General features: G+C 63.9%; 18 protein-coding genes. 9 read left to right on the top strand and 9 right to left on the bottom strand.

Going from position 1 to position 18,942, the window contains the following annotated elements; genetic code table 11:
• Positions 1-11: 11 nt before the first annotated feature.
• Complete coding sequence (locus tag Rhe02_RS26585) at positions 12-605, bottom strand: nucleoside/nucleotide kinase family protein (protein WP_239124071.1); 594 nt, start codon at positions 603-605, stop codon at positions 12-14.
• Positions 586-2,163, bottom strand: coding sequence for an amidohydrolase (locus Rhe02_RS26580; RefSeq protein WP_239124070.1), 1,578 nt, complete (start codon positions 2,161-2,163; stop codon positions 586-588). Before Rhe02_RS26580 ends, Rhe02_RS26585 begins: the two co-directional genes overlap by 20 nt.
• Before the next feature lie 69 nt (positions 2,164-2,232).
• Here Rhe02_RS26580 and Rhe02_RS26575 point away from each other — a divergent pair, with 69 nt between their 5' ends.
• Entirely contained in the window at positions 2,233-3,654 is a 1,422-nt protein-coding gene (locus Rhe02_RS26575; protein WP_203911086.1) for a serine/threonine-protein kinase, read from the top strand.
• A 25-nt stretch (positions 3,655-3,679) separates the two neighbouring features.
• Here Rhe02_RS26575 and Rhe02_RS26570 read toward each other — a convergent pair whose 3' ends face one another.
• Together Rhe02_RS26570 and Rhe02_RS26565 are read right to left on the bottom strand one after the other, a co-directional pair.
• Positions 3,680-4,105, bottom strand: a complete 426-nt coding sequence (locus Rhe02_RS26570) for a roadblock/LC7 domain-containing protein (RefSeq protein WP_275412648.1) — start codon at positions 4,103-4,105, stop codon at positions 3,680-3,682.
• Entirely contained in the window at positions 4,102-4,767 is a 666-nt protein-coding gene (locus Rhe02_RS26565) for a sensor histidine kinase (protein ID WP_203911085.1), read from the bottom strand. The genes Rhe02_RS26570 and Rhe02_RS26565 overlap by 4 nt, the downstream gene beginning before the upstream one ends.
• Before the next feature lie 177 nt (positions 4,768-4,944).
• Here Rhe02_RS26565 and Rhe02_RS26560 point away from each other — a divergent pair, with 177 nt between their 5' ends.
• Positions 4,945-5,766 carry a metal-dependent hydrolase gene (locus Rhe02_RS26560; RefSeq protein ID WP_203911084.1) on the top strand — a complete coding sequence of 274 codons (822 nt, stop codon included), beginning with the start codon at positions 4,945-4,947 and terminating at the stop codon, positions 5,764-5,766.
• Here the strand turns inward: Rhe02_RS26560 and Rhe02_RS26555 are convergent.
• Positions 5,759-7,378 carry a bifunctional 3'-5' exonuclease/DNA polymerase gene (locus Rhe02_RS26555; protein ID WP_373320706.1) on the bottom strand — a complete coding sequence of 540 codons (1,620 nt, stop codon included), beginning with the start codon at positions 7,376-7,378 and terminating at the stop codon, positions 5,759-5,761. The genes Rhe02_RS26560 and Rhe02_RS26555 overlap by 8 nt on opposite strands.
• Before the next feature lie 40 nt (positions 7,379-7,418).
• On the opposite strand from Rhe02_RS26555, the gene Rhe02_RS26550 reads away from it, so the two are divergent.
• Positions 7,419-8,048: a class I SAM-dependent DNA methyltransferase gene (locus Rhe02_RS26550; RefSeq protein WP_203911082.1), complete on the top strand. Its 630-nt coding sequence runs from the start codon at positions 7,419-7,421 to the stop codon at positions 8,046-8,048.
• On the opposite strand, the gene Rhe02_RS26545 is transcribed toward Rhe02_RS26550, so the two are convergent.
• Complete coding sequence (locus Rhe02_RS26545) at positions 8,041-8,790, bottom strand: SCO2525 family SAM-dependent methyltransferase (protein ID WP_203911081.1); 750 nt, start codon at positions 8,788-8,790, stop codon at positions 8,041-8,043. The two genes, Rhe02_RS26550 and Rhe02_RS26545, sit on opposite strands and share 8 nt — an antisense overlap.
• 91 nt (positions 8,791-8,881) lie before the next feature.
• Between Rhe02_RS26545 and Rhe02_RS26540 the strand changes: the two genes are divergently transcribed.
• From Rhe02_RS26540 to Rhe02_RS26520, 5 genes are all read left to right on the top strand, one after another.
• Entirely contained in the window at positions 8,882-9,667 is a 786-nt protein-coding gene (locus Rhe02_RS26540) for a hypothetical protein (protein ID WP_203911080.1), read from the top strand.
• 195 nt (positions 9,668-9,862) lie between these two features.
• On the top strand, positions 9,863-10,630 hold the full coding sequence (locus Rhe02_RS26535) for an SCO2525 family SAM-dependent methyltransferase (protein ID WP_203911079.1): 768 nt from the start codon (positions 9,863-9,865) through the stop codon (positions 10,628-10,630).
• Positions 10,631-10,658: 28 nt separating this feature from the next.
• Positions 10,659-12,506, top strand: a complete 1,848-nt coding sequence (locus Rhe02_RS26530; RefSeq protein ID WP_203911078.1) for an SCO2524 family protein — start codon at positions 10,659-10,661, stop codon at positions 12,504-12,506.
• Positions 12,507-12,510: 4 nt separating this feature from the next.
• Positions 12,511-13,422: an SCO2523 family variant P-loop protein gene (locus Rhe02_RS26525; RefSeq protein WP_203911077.1), complete on the top strand. Its 912-nt coding sequence runs from the start codon at positions 12,511-12,513 to the stop codon at positions 13,420-13,422.
• Positions 13,419-14,453 carry an SCO2522 family protein gene (locus tag Rhe02_RS26520; RefSeq protein WP_203911076.1) on the top strand — a complete coding sequence of 345 codons (1,035 nt, stop codon included), beginning with the start codon at positions 13,419-13,421 and terminating at the stop codon, positions 14,451-14,453. Before Rhe02_RS26525 ends, Rhe02_RS26520 begins: the two co-directional genes overlap by 4 nt.
• On the opposite strand, the gene Rhe02_RS26515 is transcribed toward Rhe02_RS26520, so the two are convergent.
• Entirely contained in the window at positions 14,389-15,327 is a 939-nt protein-coding gene (locus tag Rhe02_RS26515) for a phosphatidylserine/phosphatidylglycerophosphate/cardiolipin synthase family protein (RefSeq protein WP_203911075.1), read from the bottom strand. The two genes, Rhe02_RS26520 and Rhe02_RS26515, sit on opposite strands and share 65 nt — an antisense overlap.
• 1 nt (position 15,328) lies before the next feature.
• Complete coding sequence (locus Rhe02_RS50030) at positions 15,329-16,264, bottom strand: SCO2521 family protein (protein WP_239124069.1); 936 nt, start codon at positions 16,262-16,264, stop codon at positions 15,329-15,331.
• A gap of 124 nt (positions 16,265-16,388) precedes the next feature.
• Between Rhe02_RS50030 and Rhe02_RS26505 the strand changes: the two genes are divergently transcribed.
• Entirely contained in the window at positions 16,389-17,348 is a 960-nt protein-coding gene (locus tag Rhe02_RS26505; protein WP_203911073.1) for an FAD-dependent oxidoreductase, read from the top strand.
• On the opposite strand, the gene Rhe02_RS26500 is transcribed toward Rhe02_RS26505, so the two are convergent.
• Positions 17,325-18,926, bottom strand: coding sequence for a PucR family transcriptional regulator (locus Rhe02_RS26500; protein ID WP_203911072.1), 1,602 nt, complete (start codon positions 18,924-18,926; stop codon positions 17,325-17,327). The two genes, Rhe02_RS26505 and Rhe02_RS26500, sit on opposite strands and share 24 nt — an antisense overlap.
• Between the last annotated feature and the right edge of the window lie 16 nt (positions 18,927-18,942).

The following is an 18,942-nucleotide window of genomic DNA, read 5'->3' as shown; positions in this document are numbered from 1 at the left end:
CAGGCTGGGTATTACCTGAAGAGATGGAGATCCGCCAGCTTGGCGCTCTCCTGGACCAGCCGGGCGTTGGCCTCGTCGCTGCGCAACACCCAGTCGAGGGCATCGTGGGCATCGAGCCCCTTGGACCGCTGTCGCTCGATCAGCCCCGCCAGCCGTTCGTCGGCCGGCGCGTCAAGGTAGACGGTCAGATCGAGAAGCTCGCGAACGGCGTCCCAATGGAGCAGATAGTTTCCTTCGGTCACCACGATGGAGGTGGTCGGGTGCACCGGGATCGATCCCGCGATCGGTTCGTTCATCACGTGGTCGAACGAGGGGGCATAGATGATCTCGTCTGGGTGCTCACGGATCCGCCTCAGCAGCGCCGCGTAGCCGTGCAGGTCGAAGGTGAAGGGCGCGCCTTTGCGGTCGGCGTGCCCGAGCCGGGCCAGCTCGACATTGGCCAGGTGGAAGCCGTCCATCGGGACAACGACCCCGTCGGCGAAAACCTCGGTCAGCCGAGCGGCCAGCGTCGACTTGCCCGCGCCGGGCGGCCCGGCGATGCCGACGATCAGGCGCTGCCTAGCGGTCTGACGCGCCTGGATGGCCTCAACTACCGTCGAAAACACGCTCACCTCCGACATAGGTCTGTGTTACCCGGGTTTGGCTGATCTCACCCAGGAACGGGTCCCGGTCAAGCAGTATCAGATCGGCCAGGCGTCCCGCTTCGATCACGCCCGCCTCATCGCAGCTGTTGGCGTAGGCCGAGCCCAGCGTATAGGCGGTCAGCGCGGTCACCAGGCCCAGCCGTTGCGCGGGCAGGAGGACTTCGTCGCTGTGCATAGCGCGGGTCACCGCCATTTCCATGCCCTGCCAGGGGTTGGCGGTCGTCACCGGCCAGTCGCTGCCGGCGGCCAGGCGTGCGCCCGAGGAGTGCAGGTCACCGAAGGGGTAAAGCCAGCCGGACCGCTCAGGGCCGATGTAGGGCAGCACAAGGTCGTCGAGCTGCGGATCGTGGCCGGCCCAGAAAGGCTGCATGTTGGCGATCACGCCGAGCTGCCCGAAGCGCGGCACGTCTCGCGGATCGATCAGCTGGATGTGCGCGATCTGGTGTCGCGCAACGCTTTTCCCGGTCGCGGCGACGGCGTCGAGGGCCGCTCGCACAGCGGCGTCACCGATCGCGTGGAAGTGCACGCCGAACCCTGCCGCCGACAACGCTTTGACATATCCGGGCAGCCGATCGAAGTCTACAAACGACAGCCCGTTGCCATGTCCGCAAAGGTAGGGCTCGGTCAGCGCGGCGGTGAAGTTCTCCGCGACGCCATCAAGCATTATTTTCACCATGGGGGTACCGAATCTGCCGATCGCGTTCTCGGCCCGCCTCGCGACCAGCTCCTCGATCTGCTCGGTTCCGCGATCCCTGTCCCACCAGAGCGCCCCGCACACGCGCGCCGTCAGCTCTCCGCTCGCCGCCAGGGCCCGATAGGCCGGGCTCGGGTCGCGGTAGCCGCCGTAGGGGCCAAGAATCGCGTCCTGCCAGCCGGTGATGCCGAGGCGGTGCAGGTGGGTCTGCGCGATGCGAAGCGCCGCCTCATATTCGGCCGCCGACGCTTCCGGAAGGTGCCGCGCGACAAGCGCCACCGCGCCTTCGTGCAGCACCCCGGTCGGGGTGCCGTCGGCCTCCCGCTCGATCCGCCCGTCGGGCGGATCCGGGGTCAGGCGGTCGATTCCGGCCAGCTCCAGCGCCCGCGTGTTCACCCAGGCGCCGTGGTGATCGCAGTTGTGCAGGAGCACCGGGCGGTCGGCGACGATGTCGTCCAGATCGCGGCGGTGGGGGTTCCCACCCGGAAAAGCCGCCATGGACCAGCCGCCGCCGGTCACCCACCCGCGGTCTGGGTTCGCGCGGGCATAGTGGGCGACAGCCTGCCGGTAAGCGGAAGCCTCGGTGTAGGGCGAAAGATCACAGCGCAACACCTCCAGACCACCCCAAACGGGATGGACGTGAGCGTCCTGTATACCGGGTGCCAGCATGCCGCTTACCGGCACAACCTGGGTGTTCGGGCCCACCAGGCCCGCAACCTCATCGCCCACGGCGATGATGCGCTCGCCCTTAACGGCGACCTGCGCCCGCTGCGGCCCGGTCGGCAGGAACACCCTGCCTCCGGTGAATACAAGATCTGCTTCCACCGACCAACACGCTAGTGCACCAGGCCGGGCCGAGCGCACCCCGTGCAGCGCTGGGATACGGTGTACGCGATGGCCGCCTTGACCCCCGGCATGCGACTGCATGATCGTTACCAGCTCGCCGAGCCCATAGGCGCCGGCGGGATGGCGCAGGTCTGGCTGGCGACCGACCTGGTCCTCGGCCGGTCGGTGGCGGTCAAGACGCTCGACGGCCGGCTGGCACAGGATCCGCAGTTGCGCGCCGGAGCACGGCGCGAGGCGCAGGCGGCCGCGAAGCTGGCCCACCCGCACATCACCGCCGTGCACGACTACGGTGAGCTGACCTTCGACGACGGCCATGTGGTCCCGTTCCTCGTGATGGAGTTGCTCACCGGGCAGACGCTGGCGCAGGCGATGCACAGCGACGGCCCGATGCCGTGGGAGCGGGTGGCCACCATCGCCGGCCAGATCGCCTCGGCGCTGGCCGCCGCGCACGCTCAGGGCGTCGTGCACCAGGACATCAAGCCCGCCAACGTGATGCTCACCCCCACCGGCGCCAAAATCCTCGACTTCGGGATAGCCGCCATCCGAGGACGGCCCGGCAGTCCTGATTGGATCTCCGGAACGCCCGCCTACGCGCCGCCGGAGCGGCTAAAGCAGGCCGTGCCCGACCCGAGCGCCGACATCTTCAGTCTTGGCGTGCTGGTTTACGAGATGTCCACCGGCCGGCTGCCCTGGCCGATCGAGACCTGGGAACAGGCCGCCTCGGTCGAGCGCAAACCACCCGCGCCGCTGCCAAAACCGGTACCCAGTAAGCAAATCCTTGCCGCCTTGGCGCTCGATCCGGCGCAGCGTCCCGCCGCCGCCCAGCTCGCGGCGGAGTTCGGCGACGCCGGTGGCGATGTCACCGCCGCGGTGTCCGCTGCCGCGGTGACCCGGCCGTCATCGCCCACCCTCATCGCCAACCGGGGCTTCCTGGCCGGAAGCGCCAAGGTGCCCGAGCGGTCCACCCGGATGTACGACCTGACGCCGGTCCCGGCTCCGGCACGCCGCCGCTCCCCGCACCTGGCCGCCGCGCTGACATTGGTGGTGCTGCTGATCGCGCTGGGCATGGTGTTTCTGGCCGCCGCGTTCCTGCAGTCCGGCGGCGGCAACGGGGCCCAGCCCCTCAACCCCACCAAATCCCCAACGGCGGCAGCTGTTCCCCCGCCGACCCTGAACGCGACCCAGGCGCCGGCGAGCATCAACGAGGCGCTCACGCTGATGCGCCGCGCGGTCGACCTTGCCGCCATCTCCGGCGAGATCAGCCGTGACCGCGTCGAGAACCTGCGCGACCGGATCAACGACATCGCCGAACGCGACCGCCGCAACCGCCCCAAAGACATGATCAACAAGCTGGAGGATCTCCGCAAGGAGGTCTCGGACATGGCCGAAGAAGGAGAGATGTCACCGGCCGTGGCCGCGGGCCTGCACACGCTGATCGCGCAAGCCATCGCCCAAGCCCAGCGCCAGTAACACTTCCCCCGCCGTAGCACGCTGCTCAGCGCGGCAATGCCTGCTGCAGCTCGGCTCGCAATGCGGGAGTGAGGATTTCGCCGGCCTGCTTGACCAGCCGGGCCATCTCGAAGCCGACCACGCCGAGATCGGCTTGCCCGCTGGCGAGCACGGCGAAGACCGAACCGTCGCGAACCGTCATGGCGATGAAGTAACCGCGGCCCATCTCGATCACCGCCTGGCGCACCTCGTCGGCGTCGGCCAGGGTCGCCACCACCGCCGCCACCCCGAGCAGGCCGGACGTTACGGCCGCGAGCTGATCCGCCAGCTCCCGCGACACGCCCTCGGAGATCGCCACCGGCATGCCGTCCGAGGAGGCCACCATGGCGTGCTGCACCTCGGGAACCCGCCCGGCGAACCCGTTGACGAGCCAGTTGAGATCCTGTGCCGGCTTACTCAACACCGCTGTCATGCCAAGGCTCCCTCGTCTATCAACAGATCGTCCGGGACCCGTACGTAGGCACTCGTGCCGGCGTGCCCGGAACGAAGCTGAACCCTAACCCGATGCCGAGCGGCCAGATGACTCACCACCACCAAGCCCATCCTTTCGCTGGAGTCGAGGTTGAGGTCGGGCGGTGTCCCCAGTAGCTGGTTGGCCTCGGTGAGCGCGACCGGGCTCAGCCCGATCCCCTCGTCGCTGATCTCGATGGTCACCCCGCCACCGTGGGCTGTGGACAGCACCCGCACCGGCGAATCTGGCGGCGAGAAGGCGGCGGCGTTGTCGAAAAGCTCGGCCAGAAGGTGTACCAGATCGCCAGTCGCCTGGCCGCCCACCCTGACCGTGCTGTCCACCTCGACCCGGATTCGCTGGTACTGCTCAATTTCCGACAGTGCCGCAAGCACAAGCGCGTCCAGCGACATGCCAACTCCCGGTTTGCGCCGCGCCTGGCCCCCCGCCAGCACCAATAGATTCTCGTCGTTACGTCGCATCCGGGCGGCCAAATGGTCCAGGCGAAACAGCGCGGCCAGGCGATCTGGATCGCGCTCCTCCCGTTCCATATCGTCGAGAAGACGTAACTGCTGCTCCACCAGTAACTGACTGCGCCTGGCCAAATTGATGACGATTGCATTCATGCCATCGCGATGTTGGTCAATCATGGCGCATCACGCGCGGTACTCTACTCGTCACCAATCGACCCGTTCAACTGTCCGTAGTGGAAAGGCGGACCAGCCGATTGCACACGGTCCCTCCTTTTGACACAGTGTCGCGCTAGAACATCTGTCTCATTTGTCATTGGGGAGGAAATTCTCATGATGGGTCCCTCGCATGCGCTTTCTGGCGCGGCGGTGTGGCTTGCCGGATCCTGGGTTGCCGCCGAAGCCTTCGACTACGGCCAGTCGGCAACCACCATCGCCATCGGCGCGGCGGTCTGCGCCGGCGGCGCCCTGCTCCCTGACATGGACATGTCCGGAAAGGTCACCCGCTACCAGGGGGGCTCGACCGTCTCGCGCAGCTTCGGCGTCTTCTCGCTCTTCCTAGCCGAAGTGATCGAGAAGCTATCGCTGGGTGTCTATCGCGTCACCAAGATGAAGAACGATCCCGATCGGGAGAACGGCCACCGCACCCTGACCCACACGATTCCCTTCGCCTTGCTCATGGGAGTCGGGGCCACCTGGCTCTGCTCCAACTACGGCCGCTGGGCCGTGATCGGCATCCTGTTCTTCATGTTCGGCCTCGCTCTGCGCGGCCTGTTCCACCACTGGGCCAAGCGCGCCGGATGGGTCCTGGTGACGCTCTGCTCCGCCGGGGTGGCGCTTTTCGCCTACACCTTCCTGCCGACCCAGAGCCGCGGCTACGAGATGATCGGCATCGCGGTGGGTGTCGGCTGCTTCGTGCACCTGATGGGCGACATCATCACCCGCGCCGGGGTGCCCATCCTTTGGCCCATCCCGACCGGCAAACGGATGTGGCGCATGATCGGGCTACCCGACGCCATCTCCATCGAGGCCGGCAGCAAGATCGAGACGCGGGTGCTCAGCGTCGCCTTCACCCTCATTGCCCTGGCCGCCGGTGCCGGACTGCTCACGCCCGCGCTGCTGGACAGGCTGCGCGAGGCGAAGATCATCACTTAGCCTCCGCGTAGGAGTCCACCACCGCCACGTTGAGCGGGAAACGCACCGGGGAGTTGCCGAAAAGCAGCTCCCCGGTCCTGTTTGCCGCGGCGTGCAGCGCGCTCACCACGACCTGCGCCTCGTGCTCGGGGCTGTGCACGATCACCTCGTCGTGCTGAAAGAACACCATGCGCGCGGCGCTCTCCCACAACGCGTCCCGGGTCAGGGCGAGCAGGGTGCCCGCCCATTCCGCCGCCGTCGCCTGGATGACAAAATTGCGCGTGAACCGGCCCCGCGCGCGGCCCGACGCACCCTCATCGGCCCAGCTCGACTCCAAAGTGGACGGTGGACAGGTGCGGCCCAGCCACGAGCGCACCAGGCCTCCGTTCTCACCTGTGCGGGCGGCGCTTTCCACATATGCCCACGCCTGCGGATAGCTGCCCCGCAACGCCGCCAGCGCGGGCGCCGCCGCCCCACCGGTCTGCCCATACATGGCACCGAGCAGCGCCACCTTGGCCTTGGCCCGGTCGCCGCCGAACGACTCGCTCGCCAGGGCCGCGTAGAGGTCGCCCCCGGCCGCCGCTCTCTCCAGCCCCTGATCGCGCGAAACGGCCGCCAGGATGCGCGGCTCCAGCTGACCGGCGTCGGCCACAATCAGCTTCCAGCCCGGATCGGCCCGCACCGCTCCTCGCACCGCCTTGGGGATCTGCAACGCGCCCCCGCCACGGGTCGCCCACCGGCCCGACACCACACCCCCGGGCACGTAAGCCGGGTGGAACCGGCCCTGCTGCACCCACTGCTCCCGCCACGACCAGCCGTGGGCTGTCCAGATGCGATACAGCTCGCGATATTCCACGAGCAACGGCATAGCCGGGTGATCCACCTGTTTCAGCGTCCAGGACCGGGTGTTGGGCACCTCGATGCCCACCCGGCGAAGTGCCCTGCGCAGCTCGGCGGGCGAGTCCGGATGCAGGCCGGGCGCGTCGAGCGCCGCCGCGATCCGGCTCGACAGCTCGGCGAGCCGCCGCGGGACGCCACCCACCGGGGTGCCCAGCAGATCGACGAGGATCTCATCATGCACGTGAGCGCTCCAGGGCAAACCCTCGCGCCCCATCTCCACCGCGATCAGCGCTGCCGCCGACTCTCCCGCGGCCAGCAGCCGGAACCGGCCCGGGTCTGGCAACTTCGCCATTCTGGCGGCTTGGTTTTGGTACACGATAGAAAGCACTGAAAGATCAATTTCTTGCGCGGTCTCGCCAAAGAGGGTGGCCTGGCCCAGACCCGGCGGGTCAGCCTGACGCACCGGCTGATCCACCGGCACTGGCCGCCCGGTCAGCCTGGCGTGCGCCGCGGCCACCGACCGAGGCGCCCCGTAGTCGCCCTCGGCGGCCAGCAGCAGCGCCTCCACCAGCTCCAGATCGTGACACCGGCGCAGCCGCACCCCCGCCTCCAGCAGAGCCGCGTAGACCTGCTCCGCGCCCGCCCACAGCCACCGCGGCCGCAGCGTGGCCTCCAGCTTCGCCACGGCGCTCGCAAGATCGCTCGCGACGACCGGGTCGCCTTCCGGCCGCCCCCGATCATCAAGGCGCTGCCACGCGCCCTCGCTCACCGCGATCATCGTCACGGCGACCATTCTGCGCACACGCTGTGACAACTTGTCGCATGATCTTAGTATGGCCAGCAGAGCCTTCGACGCCATCGGTGCCACCTACGACGAGGCCTTCTCCGACAAACCGGGACAGGTCGCCGCCGGAAGCTGGCTACTCTCCCACCTCCACGGCGACCGCGCCGTGCTCGACGTCGGCTGCGGCTCGGGCCTGCCCACCGCCGGCCAGCTCGCCGCCGCCGGCTGCACCGTCGTCGGCGTCGACACCTCACCGGTCATGCTCGAACTGGCCCGCAAAAACGTCCCCACCGGCATCTTCGTCGAACGCGACCTGTTCGACCTCGGCGGCCTGCACCCCGCCCAAGGCCGCTTCGACGGCGCCACCGCCTTCTTCTCCCTGCTCATGCTGCGCCGCACCGAAATCGGCAAAGCCCTCGACTCCATCCGCAGCGTCCTAGGCCACGACGGCCTTTTCACGGTGGGCATGGTCGAAGGCGACACCGACTACCTCATGCGCGAATTCCTCGGGGTCCCGGTGCCACTCACGGCCTTTCCCCGCGACGAACTCCAGGAACTCCTGCCCAGGCACGGGTTCACGGTTGTGGAATTCCACTCCGAGCACTGGGAGCCGGCCACCCCAGACACGGAACCACAAACCCACCTGTACGCCTACTGCCGCGCGACACCGACTATGTGAGCGCCTTGGTCCCAAGAGCGAGGATCATTCCCTCGTAACCTTCCCTTAGCGGGCCTTCGTCAGGGATCGGAATATCGACAAGCTCGGCATCAACGGCTTCCGCAATTGCCTCGGCAACGTCACGCCTTCCCACTGGCACTGACGGAAACCACTTATCCGCCACTGAATAGCCCTCCGACCCGGCCATGAACGCCATCGCGAACGGGGCACCAGGCTTCAGCGATCCCAGAAAGTTCTTGATTGCCAGGCGGAATTCACTCATGTCACCGGTGATGGACTCGGCCACGAACATCATCGTGCCCAGATCCCAACTGCCCGGCATCGGCTTTAGTACATCAGCCTGAACGATCGTCGTCTTGAGCGCGACTTCCGACCAAGGTTCCACGGTCGCGTACCGCGGGTAACTCTCAAGTAGATGCCAAAAAGGATCCCAATCTTTATGTGCGGAGCCAGTTTCGCGCGACAACCACTGGATGCCTGCCGCCGAACGTTCGATCAACGTGATCTCCGAACAGAACGGAAGCATGGCCAACGTGGGGTAGAGATTGGAACCCGTTCCTACATCGACGCCATGCGCGTAACGCGGCCTTCGTTTGCTCGTCGACGCGAAGTGTTGGCTCAGCAGAGCCAGAATTTGACGATCATCGTCGCGAAGCTCGCGGTAGTTCTCCCTGAAGTACCGCTCGGGATCGAAGTCGTCCCAACGGACATCGGCATTGCGAACCGGCGCGGACTCTAACAAGGGATCACACCTCTTCGCATCAGCCGTCGCAACTCTGTCCAGTTGAAGATCTATCCCTCACAATAGAGGTTCACCCTGGCGCGGAGGGATCATGGCCGATAGAAGACGCTCCATTGGCTCCGCGCCACTGTGGATGGTCGGCACTCTTGGCGCGGCGATAACCGCCCTGGGCTTCTACGTCCAGACCAACGGAAATTCGGCAACTAATCAGATGGTCGCCGGCACGCTGACCGCCGTTGGCGGTGGCGTGATAGGTGCCGCCATTAGCATCTACTTCGCCGCTACTGAAGGGCGAGACACGCTCGCGATGATTCGAAAGATGATGGCGGATTTCTCCAAGGCAGGTATGCGCTCTGAGGAAAATAGCTTGTCGCCAATACGCCGATCATGGCATTACTACTACCTAACCCGCAAGGATGACAAATATCTTTGGCGTCATTTCGTATATCGCTTCCAGGACAGCACTACGCCGAACTCCATTGAAGTCATGATAGTCGATGAATCTGCGGGCGAGCCCTACGAGGCCTTCACCGAGGTCGCCTTGCGCAAAGACAGGCTCATTATGGTGGAGATTCCGAAGAATGGAGATGAACCACCGCTTGTCGTCGTCGCACCCGGATTCACTGAAGGATATCGCGACGTTAGGGCTGGAGTCGTCATCCTCAAAACATGGGACGCAACTGGAATGCTGTCCAAATGCCTCTGGAGTACCAGGCCCCTGACAGATAGCAATGGTCGCGAAGTCTCGCACGAAGCCGCGCTGATTCTCGAAGAATTATGGCAGCGCAATTTTGCAAGGGACTACGAGATCCTGCCGCTGGTCTCGGACAAACCAGCTGCAAAACCATCCTCGGCGGGCAGCTCCGACGACCTCTGAAATTGATAACTTTCGGCAAACTTTGATTTGCGACTCTCCTACAACAACATCGAGCGCGGTCGCGCGACGTTGTCGAGTTTGGAACTGGCTTCACTATGCTCCGCGTCAGGTCTAATATCACCGGATCCAAGCCCAACGGAAAGACGCTACCGTTGTTTACCACTGAAGGGGTCGTTGATTGCTGTGGGAGTACCGATGACCGCGCCCATCAAGAGCCGTCTCAAATCCGGCAATATGCGCAATGCGGACGCTCGTTGGGATGCCTTTACCCCGGATGCGTACAAGGGCCTCCACTACTCCAAGATTCGGCCGGATGATCGCGCAATCCTCGAACTGGTGCGAGATTTCTTTACGCAAGCCGATATTCAGCCTGGTGCGCATGGCATTGATGCGGGCAGCGGGCCGAATCTCTATCCCGCGCTGTCGATGCTCCCGTTTTGTTCAGAGATCACGATGCTCGACATCTCGCGGAGCAATGTCGACTGGCTACAACGCCAACGACTTAAACCAGATCGCTCGTGGCAGCAGTTCTGGGATGTTCTCACCTATGAGACGGTTTACCAGGAGCTCGGCGACTACAAGCGGCGGCTGCTCCACAATACCGTCGTCAAAAGAGGCAGCCTCTTCGATCTTCCGTCGTGCCGATACCATGTCGGCACGATGTTCTTCGTCGCAGAGTCGCTCAGCAACGACTTCGCCGAGTTTCTGCACGCAGTAAAGTCATTTATTGGATCTCTTCGCCGCAGCGCACCGTTCGCGATCGCATTCATGCGCGGCTCTGAAGGATACACGGTCGAGACCGTTGACTTTCCGGCTGTTGCGATAGACGACGTTGACGTGAAGAATTGCCTCGAAGAGGTGGCGGCGCAGATCAATTCGGTCGTCGACATCGCCAAGATGCATGAATTCCGCAAGGGATTCGACGGCATGTTGTTAGCGACCGGTCGGGCCGCTCTCGGCTGACCTTCGGCATGAAATGGGCGGTCCACACATGAGAGTCCGGCCACGGCTTCACCTGCTTGAGATCTGGCGCGGCGTGGCGACTACCTCATACAACGACAACAAGTGGACATGGGGCGGCCGTTTCGAATCTAATTCGGTCAGTGATGCGCAGCAGCTGTTGTGCTTAATGTTCCCGGCAACGGAGATCAGCTCCTTCGGCCTAGGCAATCCTGACCGCACCGAGGAGGCGACACTTGAGGCGCTGGCGAACCTAGGCGGCGCGCAAAAGATCCCGTTGCTGATCGTCCAAGTCCTTCATGAGTATCTCGACAGATACACTGCGGATGACGGTACTCCGCTGTTCTCGGGCGGAAGCCACTTCCTGTCTCGCGACCCAGACTCGCCGCCAACGCAGGCCCAGCTTGAGCTCGATGTGGTGGAGTCCTTCGCGGCCTCAGTCACCCTGATGCTGGCGACGATCAGCTTCGCCCGCAGCCTCCAGCGTTCGGTGAAGCGCGAGGAGCATCTGTCGAGCCTCAGGCAGCTGGAGGAGAGAGCCGGCCGTCGCCTCACGGCCGCGATGGTAGGCCTGCTTCGCAGTTTCACGATCAATACTTTCGAGGAAACGAGCAGAATGGGGCAGGCACTACTGCGGTCAGTGAATCAGGCCGGCCTTCCCGAGCGACGGGTAGTACACGATCTACGTCATGAGCTGCGCGACGTCATTGCCGGTCTCCGCGATGAGATCCAGATAGGCTCCGGTCAAAGCAAGGGCGGAGACCTCGACAGCCCCAACCTGCTGTTTGAGTGTGGCTGGTCGTGGGGCGTGATCAGAGACGCCGAACGCGTGCCGTTCTTCGACCTAAGCCAACAACGCGATGGTGTGGCCTCAGACGAACCTTACTTGTACTTTACGATGGTTGCGCTTGACGCTATCGCCGACCTGTTTACTGAGCGCACCAGGCGCGCCAGTCTCCTCGACGAGGATCAGCAACGGTTGGCTCGAGCCTTACAGATCCGATGGGATCTCACCCAGGAGTACTGGGCGGTCTTGGCTGACTTCGGTCCAGCGCAATGGCCGCTCGAAGACATTCCATGGCGAGCGACCGATGAGATCGAGTCTGATTATCTGTCCGTTCTGGTGGCCGGTGTAGCGATGCGTAACCTCGTCGAGGTGCGGGCCGATGACCTGGACCTGAGTCGCATGGGAACACTCCTGTCCGAGCTGGCCAACCGAGGCCGGATCACGAGACGGCCCACCGAAGACGATCAGGCTTTGCAGAAACTGCATGATCCCGGCTTCCAACTGCCGCTGGTGGTTTCCGGCGAGGCGATCGGCCCTCACCTCATTTGGCCGGTGCAAGACTATGCGGCCGTGCTTCTCAAACGCAGCGCCCGACTAGCCACAATGTTGAAGGACACTGATCTTTATAGCGACGTGCTCACGCTGATGAACTCCCTCTGGGATCACCTTGACCTGCGCCGGATGAAGGACGGAAACACCAAAACGCTATGGGACCAGCCATCGCTGGCGTATTCGACGCTGACCCGGACCTACGATCAGCCGTCATGGCAGATGACCGTGCGCGTAGTCGAGAGTCTTGTGCTCGCCGCTGGTCTGGTGGCAAACGAGCCGCTACGCAGCGACACGCTCTACAACTTAACCCGCGACATGATCAGCGAGGCTGAACACCTATTGGACCAGGAGTTCCTTATCGGCGCCGACAATGCAGGACCCTCCATGCGGCGCACGATCCAGAGCGTGAATGCCAACCTGCAACGAGCCAAGACGATCTTGAGCAAAAGACCCGCGTCGGCCCATGCCCTTGTTTCCAGCGTGTTGCTAGAGCTCGATACCCTGGCGGCAGCCCGCGAGGACTCTACCTGGGCAAGGTGATGACATGCTAGTTTTCGCTACATCCGACAAAGGCGGCACAGGGCGGACGGTGACCAGCAGCAACATCGTCTACCGGAGAGCGCTTCAAGGCAGTGATGTCTGCTATCTCGACTTTGACTTCGGCGCGCCGACCGCCGGAGCGATCTTTGGCATCCACACGGTGCAGCGTGGGACCAAGGATGGTGGCCTGCATAGGTACATTCAGGGCGCCATCGATGAGCCGCAACGCATCGACGTGTGGGCGGAGTCGGAGAGGACTAGCCTCTGTGGCCGCCCAAGCGGCGCAGGTGAGCTGGTGCTGCTTCCGGGAGATGAAGGCGGCAGCGAATTCGTAGTCGACGATGAATCAGTGGATCGCTGCGTCGACCTCCTGGTACAGCTCAATGACAGCTATGACATTGTCCTGATGGACCTGAGCGCTGGGCGCTCCTTTGCGACGGAGCTCGCATTGCGGGTTACTGCGCGCGATGAGCTCCGATCGATCCCAACGCGCTGGCTCGTATTCCATCGGTGGACCCGGCAGCACGTGATTGCGGCGCACGGCCTCGCGCTCGGCGTCGGTGGCATCCTCGATCTCGGCAAAGGCTTCGGACACGACCACGATGAGCTCCAGTCGGCGATTCGCTTCGTTCGCACGGTGGTGGTCAACCCCTCGTCAGAACAGCTTGCTGGCCTTCGGGCCGCTCAGATCACCTGGTTGCGCCAGATGGACCGGGATCTCAATCAGCTCGCTGGAAATCTGGGCATTGGCCGCCTCGTCACACTCGGAAGCGTGCCGCTGGACCCAGTGCTGCAATGGCGGGAGCAACTCATCACCGACTCCGACACAATGCTTCGCGAGATAGCCAATCCCGCCACCGTAGAATCCTTTGAAGCCCTGGCGAAAGGGCTTACCGACGACTGGATCACGATTTGACCGAGCCGACCGCCGCCTTTATCGAAGCCACCGGCGAAAGTAAAACCCGTTCTGTACCTATGTCCCACCTATCGGTCGAGGTGGGACATCTCTACATGGAAGACCTCGAGTCTGGCCAGGCGACCGTCCGGCAACGATTCACAGGTGTGGCGCCTTGGGTAGAGCAGGCTGTGCGGTGGTGCGCGAACAGTTCCGGTGCCGATCGCCCTAGGATCAGCACCTGCTACCTGATCGATGACTACTTCTCACCGGACAGCTCGCCTGCGGAGATCATTCCTATGGTGCTAGCCGCGGCCGACGACGCTGGTCTCACAATCGACTATCTCGCGCGCGAATCGAGCTGCGCCGTGGAGTCCGGTGTTGCCATCGCAGAGCTAGTGGCGGCTCAGATCGTGGCCGAGCCGCATCCTTCCAGCAACGGTGCCCGCCCTGCGGCTGCGGCGAGCGGTTGGCTTTCTAACGGCAGACGCTCGCCCTCCGGTCCGGCGGTAGCCATGAAACCGCGACGATGGCAGCCACCGTCGGAAAGCGCGGCCAACCGGCATTCGATCTTTATTGATGTCGAACTGTGGAACGATCAAGAGGGCGGCCGCGTCTACTCGTGCCCATTCCTTGCGGCCGTCTGGCAACTGGCAAGGCTGGGCCTGTTGCGCGCCAACGGTCTGCCTTTGCTCCAGCCGCAGCAGTGGTCGGCGCCCTGGCCCACGAGCTGGCAGGCCTTACCCGGCGTGATCAAACTGAATCACAACGCCTCGCCGTTCAGTGCATACAGCACGCTGTCGGTAATTGCCGAGCGCTTCTTGCCTATAGAAGACGCGGTAAGGACGGTGCTAAGCCAGATTGCGGTCGACGGCGCCGCCGCGACGCAGCTCGCCAGTCAGGCAAAAGGCGACAAGCTGCGGCTCGCAGGCACTGTCGTTGAGCGAATCGGCTATGTCTTTGCCCCTCAAGAACCGTGGGAGCTCACTATCGAAGATCGATCAGTTGGGCGGCGCTCCAAAGCTCCTCGAAGCGCTGAACCCGCTCATTGACTCTTTCCTCGTCCTGTATCAAGCGTGTGTTGATGATAATGGGCTGGGTCTTGGAGGTGTTCACGGCGGCCGGCGTCGACTCATAGCTGATGGACCCATCGAAGACGATGAAGTCGAACATGGTGTGCGCGCGAGTTCCCGGCGCGTCCGACGCGTCCAGAACCCTGACATCTATCCCGATGTTCATGTGCATCTTGTAGATGGCGTAGAACCCGGTCTTTTCCAGAAACTCCCGCGAATCCGTGGCTGCCGATCGATCGGTGACGAAGATCCGCCGGATCCGCACCTTTCGCCGAACCGCGTCCAGCTGTGCTTGGAGGTAGCGCTGGCCAAGATCCGACATCCATAGGCCACCATCAATTCCAGCGTCCATCGTCGTCAGGCTTATGGCGTCAATCGAGATCTCCGCATTGGCGGTCAGCCCCAGCATCCAGTCGCGATCCTCCCCTTCATAAGGCACGTCGCTACCTTGACTGAGCTCCTTAAGCGTCTTCGCGAGGCGACTGATCTCGGCTTGGGCGAACTTGAATGCCAACCGATGGGTCTCGGCGTGGATCTTGGTGGAGTGCACTACCAGCTGGGTCATCGTGTCCGTACGCAACTTGGACGCCTCGAGCCGCCCAAAAAGCTCCGTTGCCTCATTTATCCCGGTGAACCCGTCCCTGAGCCCGGACTCGAGCTGGGCCAGGCGCTGTTCGACCTCCACCAGGTACACGGAAATGAACAGCACCCCGCCTACAAAGACCGATGCCGCTATCGAATACGCATAGGTCTGGGAAACCAAGGTGGCAAAGACGAATGCGACCGAACCTCCGGCCACTGTGACGAGTAACCTGCGTGCCAATTGCTGTTGGGAAAGCCCGGACATTCGCACCTCAACTATGGTCGAAGGAGTGGGACGCCAGCAGTCGAGTGATGGTCGCCATGGAAAACTGATCACGAACTCGATCGACCGACGCCTGCCACTGCTTCGACAGCGCAGCTTGCTGATCCAGCGCTCGCCAGAAAGCTTTAGCTTGCTCGCCTAGGCGCACTCCCGGCATCCAAAGGTGGAGTATGAAATCCATGGCTGGGATCAGACGTGCGATTGCCTCACGACGCGGTGCTGCGCCGATCATGCTGTGGTCAATCAGTTTCAGGAGCGTGCTGAGAAGCCAATCGTGCAGCGCAAGGTCTTCGCAGAGCGCGATCAGCTCCGCCGGTTCTTCGCCACCACAGTGGAGCTCAACGGTGCGCAGCCCATTGCGCCGCAGTGCAAAGACAACGTTTCCCGTCTCGGCTGAATCCGCGATGGCCGCCCAGCGAAGGCGTGTCGACTGTGCCCGGAATGCAGATCGGCGGTTGAGCCCGGGACGCGTCTGCACTTCTCTGATAATTCGGGCATTAACCGCACCCAGATCCAATGTGGGTGGCGGAATGGCGGCTCGCAGAAATCCGGAGCACAAAGCTCGTGCCTGCACTCGCCCGAGTACTTCGATCACGCCGGGACGGGAGAGATAGTGTGACCAGGTCAGCCTTCGGCTCGCCCCTGAGGGGGTGATCGTGGCATACGAGGAGCTAAGCAGAATCTGCCCACCTATAACGGATGCTCGGGACCCGACCGTGCCAATCCCGCGCGGGACGGCCCCTATGCTGGCGAGGGCACAGTCCACCCCGGTCAGCAGCTCCGGTGACCGCGCGAAGCGCACCGGCCGCTCGCCATATTGCGCAGGCGACCCAGGCTTGAACCCGAGCAACGTCGCTGAGGCACCCGCGGTCAGGGCCGTCGAGTTGCGTAGCAATCCGGTGTGGACCTCGCCGATCAGTATCATTCGCGTACTCCAGACGAATGAATATCGTATAGGTCTACCAATGATGGCTTGGTGCTACAAGCACCTGCGCAACCATCCGAGTGACGTTCCTCCGTCAGATCGACCTTGACGTTAGCCTAGACAGATGGGCAACAGTGACCAGCCAGTGTCAGTAGTTGGCGCCGGCGTCTCCGGCATGACCACCGCCGTCGTCCTCGCCGAGGCGGGAATCGAGGTGGAGATCTCCTCCGCGATGCCGCCAAGACAAACCACCTCAGCAGCGGCGGGGGCGTGCTGGTCCCCCTATCTCGTCAATCATGAGCGAGCAACTGAGTGGAGCGAGGTCACTCTTGCGATCCTCGCGGAGTTGGCAAACCAGGACCACACCGGCGTGCGAATCGTCGGGGGCATTGACGCTTCGCGTGTGCCAACGGCCGCTCCGAATTGGACAGAAAAGCTCAACTCATTTCGGCTATGTCACCAAAACGAGCTTCCAGGAGGATATCTCGTGGGCTGGTGGTATGAGATGCCCATCTTGGACATGCCGGTGTATCTCGACTACCTGGCCGCTCGTTTGGCCCGCGTAGGAGTGGAAGTTCAGCTACGGAAGATTGATTCGCTGCATGACCTGGCGAGGGATCGCATCGTGATCAATTGCACAGGAGTGGGTGCCCGCGAACTGTGCGGCGATGATCTCATCATGCCCGCCAGGGGACAGCTCGTGGTGGTCAATAATCCCGGTCTCACGACTTTCTTCCAGGATTGCGAGGAACGTGAAGAGGACCTTCTCTATTGGCTACCGCAGGGCGACCATGTCGTACTCGGAGGTTGTACCTCGAGGGACAGCGGCAGTCTGGAGCCTGACCCTGAGGTAGCCCGCGAGATTGTCAAACGCTGCGCCCGGATCGAACCCCGCCTGGCCGAAGCCAAGGTGATCGAGAATCGGGTCGGCGTCCGACCTTCAAGAAAGGAAGTGCGCCTTGAAGAAGAAGGCAACATCATCCACAACTACGGTCACGGCGGCGCTGGCGTGACGCTCTCCTGGGGTTGTGCGGCAACGGTTCTCGAGTTGGTGAAGGAGTTAGGCGTTGCGCATCGCGTCTAGCGCCACCAAAGCCACATGCAACGAAAGGCACACCTGCACCGATTCCAGGTCGACGCCCAGGATTCTGTTGATACGAGCGAGCCGATCATAGAAGGCCGGCCGGGACATGTGCGCGGACATCGCGGCGGTGGACTTGTTTCGCCCGGAATCCAGATAGACGCGCAAAGTGGGCAGCAGCGGCTCGCGCGGGTGCTGGGCGTCGTGTTGGAGCAGAGGCCCGAGTTGGCGTTCGACGAAGGTTTGCAGTCGCGGTTCGTCGCGCAGGAGGTAGAGCAGGCCGGCCAGCCCGACGTTGGGCAGGCGGTGCACAGAGATGGCGGAGGCGGGGTCGTGGCGGGCGGCTTCGGCGACCTGGCGGGCTTCGATGAGGGAGCGGCGCGCCTCGCGCAGACTGTCCACTCCGGACCCGGCGGCCACGATGAGGGCTAGTTTTGTATGGCGGCGCAGGGATGCGGCCAGCTCCCCCAGCGCGGCGGATTCGTCCAAGCCGGGTTTGACCGCCACCAGAGCGCCGACGGCGGAACCGTTGAGGGGACTGGTCAAACCATCCAGTGCGGACTCGCGGACGGCATGGCTGACCGCCTCGGAAAGGTCGCGCAGCCTGTCGGGTTCCATGGGTTCGTCGCCGCGCAGCCGGAACGCGACACCGACCAGGCGGCGCCGTTCCAGGGTGATGCCGAGGGCTCGTGCGCGCAGAGCCACCTCGTCGACGGGCAGGGTGTGCTCGAGCAGGGCCGAAAGCAGGGTGCCGTGCAGTTGGCGTTCCAGGCCTTCCGCATCGCGCTGGATGAGCCGGCCCAGCGCGAGGGTGGAGGCGGCGCGTTCAAGCACGATGACGAGCCGGGTCGGCGGCTGAGCGCCGTCGAAGCGCAGCAGCAGGCGGCCCCAGTCGTGCCCGCGCGCGCCAACCATGGTGCCGAGCCAGCCGGCATCCGGGTCGTACCCGGTGCGGCCCTTGGTTTGAATGCGACGGGAGTGCTGCTCCCAGTTGTCCAGCAGCAGCGCGGCCCGGTCGCCTGCGGTGTCGAAGGCGAGCACCTGGCGGGCCAGGTTTTCCAGCACCACCGGGCATCCGCTCAGCTGGGCGGCTTGGTGCACGACCTCGGTCGGTTCCGCGCCTTCGACGCTCAGCTCGGTGAACCGCTGGTGGATCTCCTCGGTGGCACGCAGCTCGGTCAGCTGGGAGTCGACGATGAGCGCATGCACCGCCTCGGTGATCGGCACGAACGGCGTCGGCCGGCGCAGCTCGATCAGCGGCAGCCCCAGCTTCTCCGCGGCCGCCACCATCACCCGCGGGACCGAGGCCGAATATCGCCGCCCCAATTCGACGACCAGCCCCGAAACCCCGACATCAACGAGATCCTGGATGAACGCTCGGATCCCCGCGTCTTCCGCGGGCAGCGCCACACCCGTGGTCAAGACCAGCTCCCGGCCCTTTAACAAGCTTGCTATGTCTGGTACCTCTGCCGAGTGCACCCAGCGCACCGGCCGATCGAGCCCGCGCTCCCCCGCCACCAGCCGAGGTTCGCCGACTCGCATGGAGTCCAGCGCCATCACCTCACGCACGGTCGGGAACATGATCGCACTTTACCCA

The organism is Rhizocola hellebori (genome assembly GCF_016862955.1).
Classification (GTDB): Bacteria; Actinomycetota; Actinomycetes; order Mycobacteriales; family Micromonosporaceae; genus Rhizocola; species Rhizocola hellebori.
Note: the sequence above shows the minus strand (reverse complement) of the source record. Positions and strands in the feature narration are given on the sequence as shown.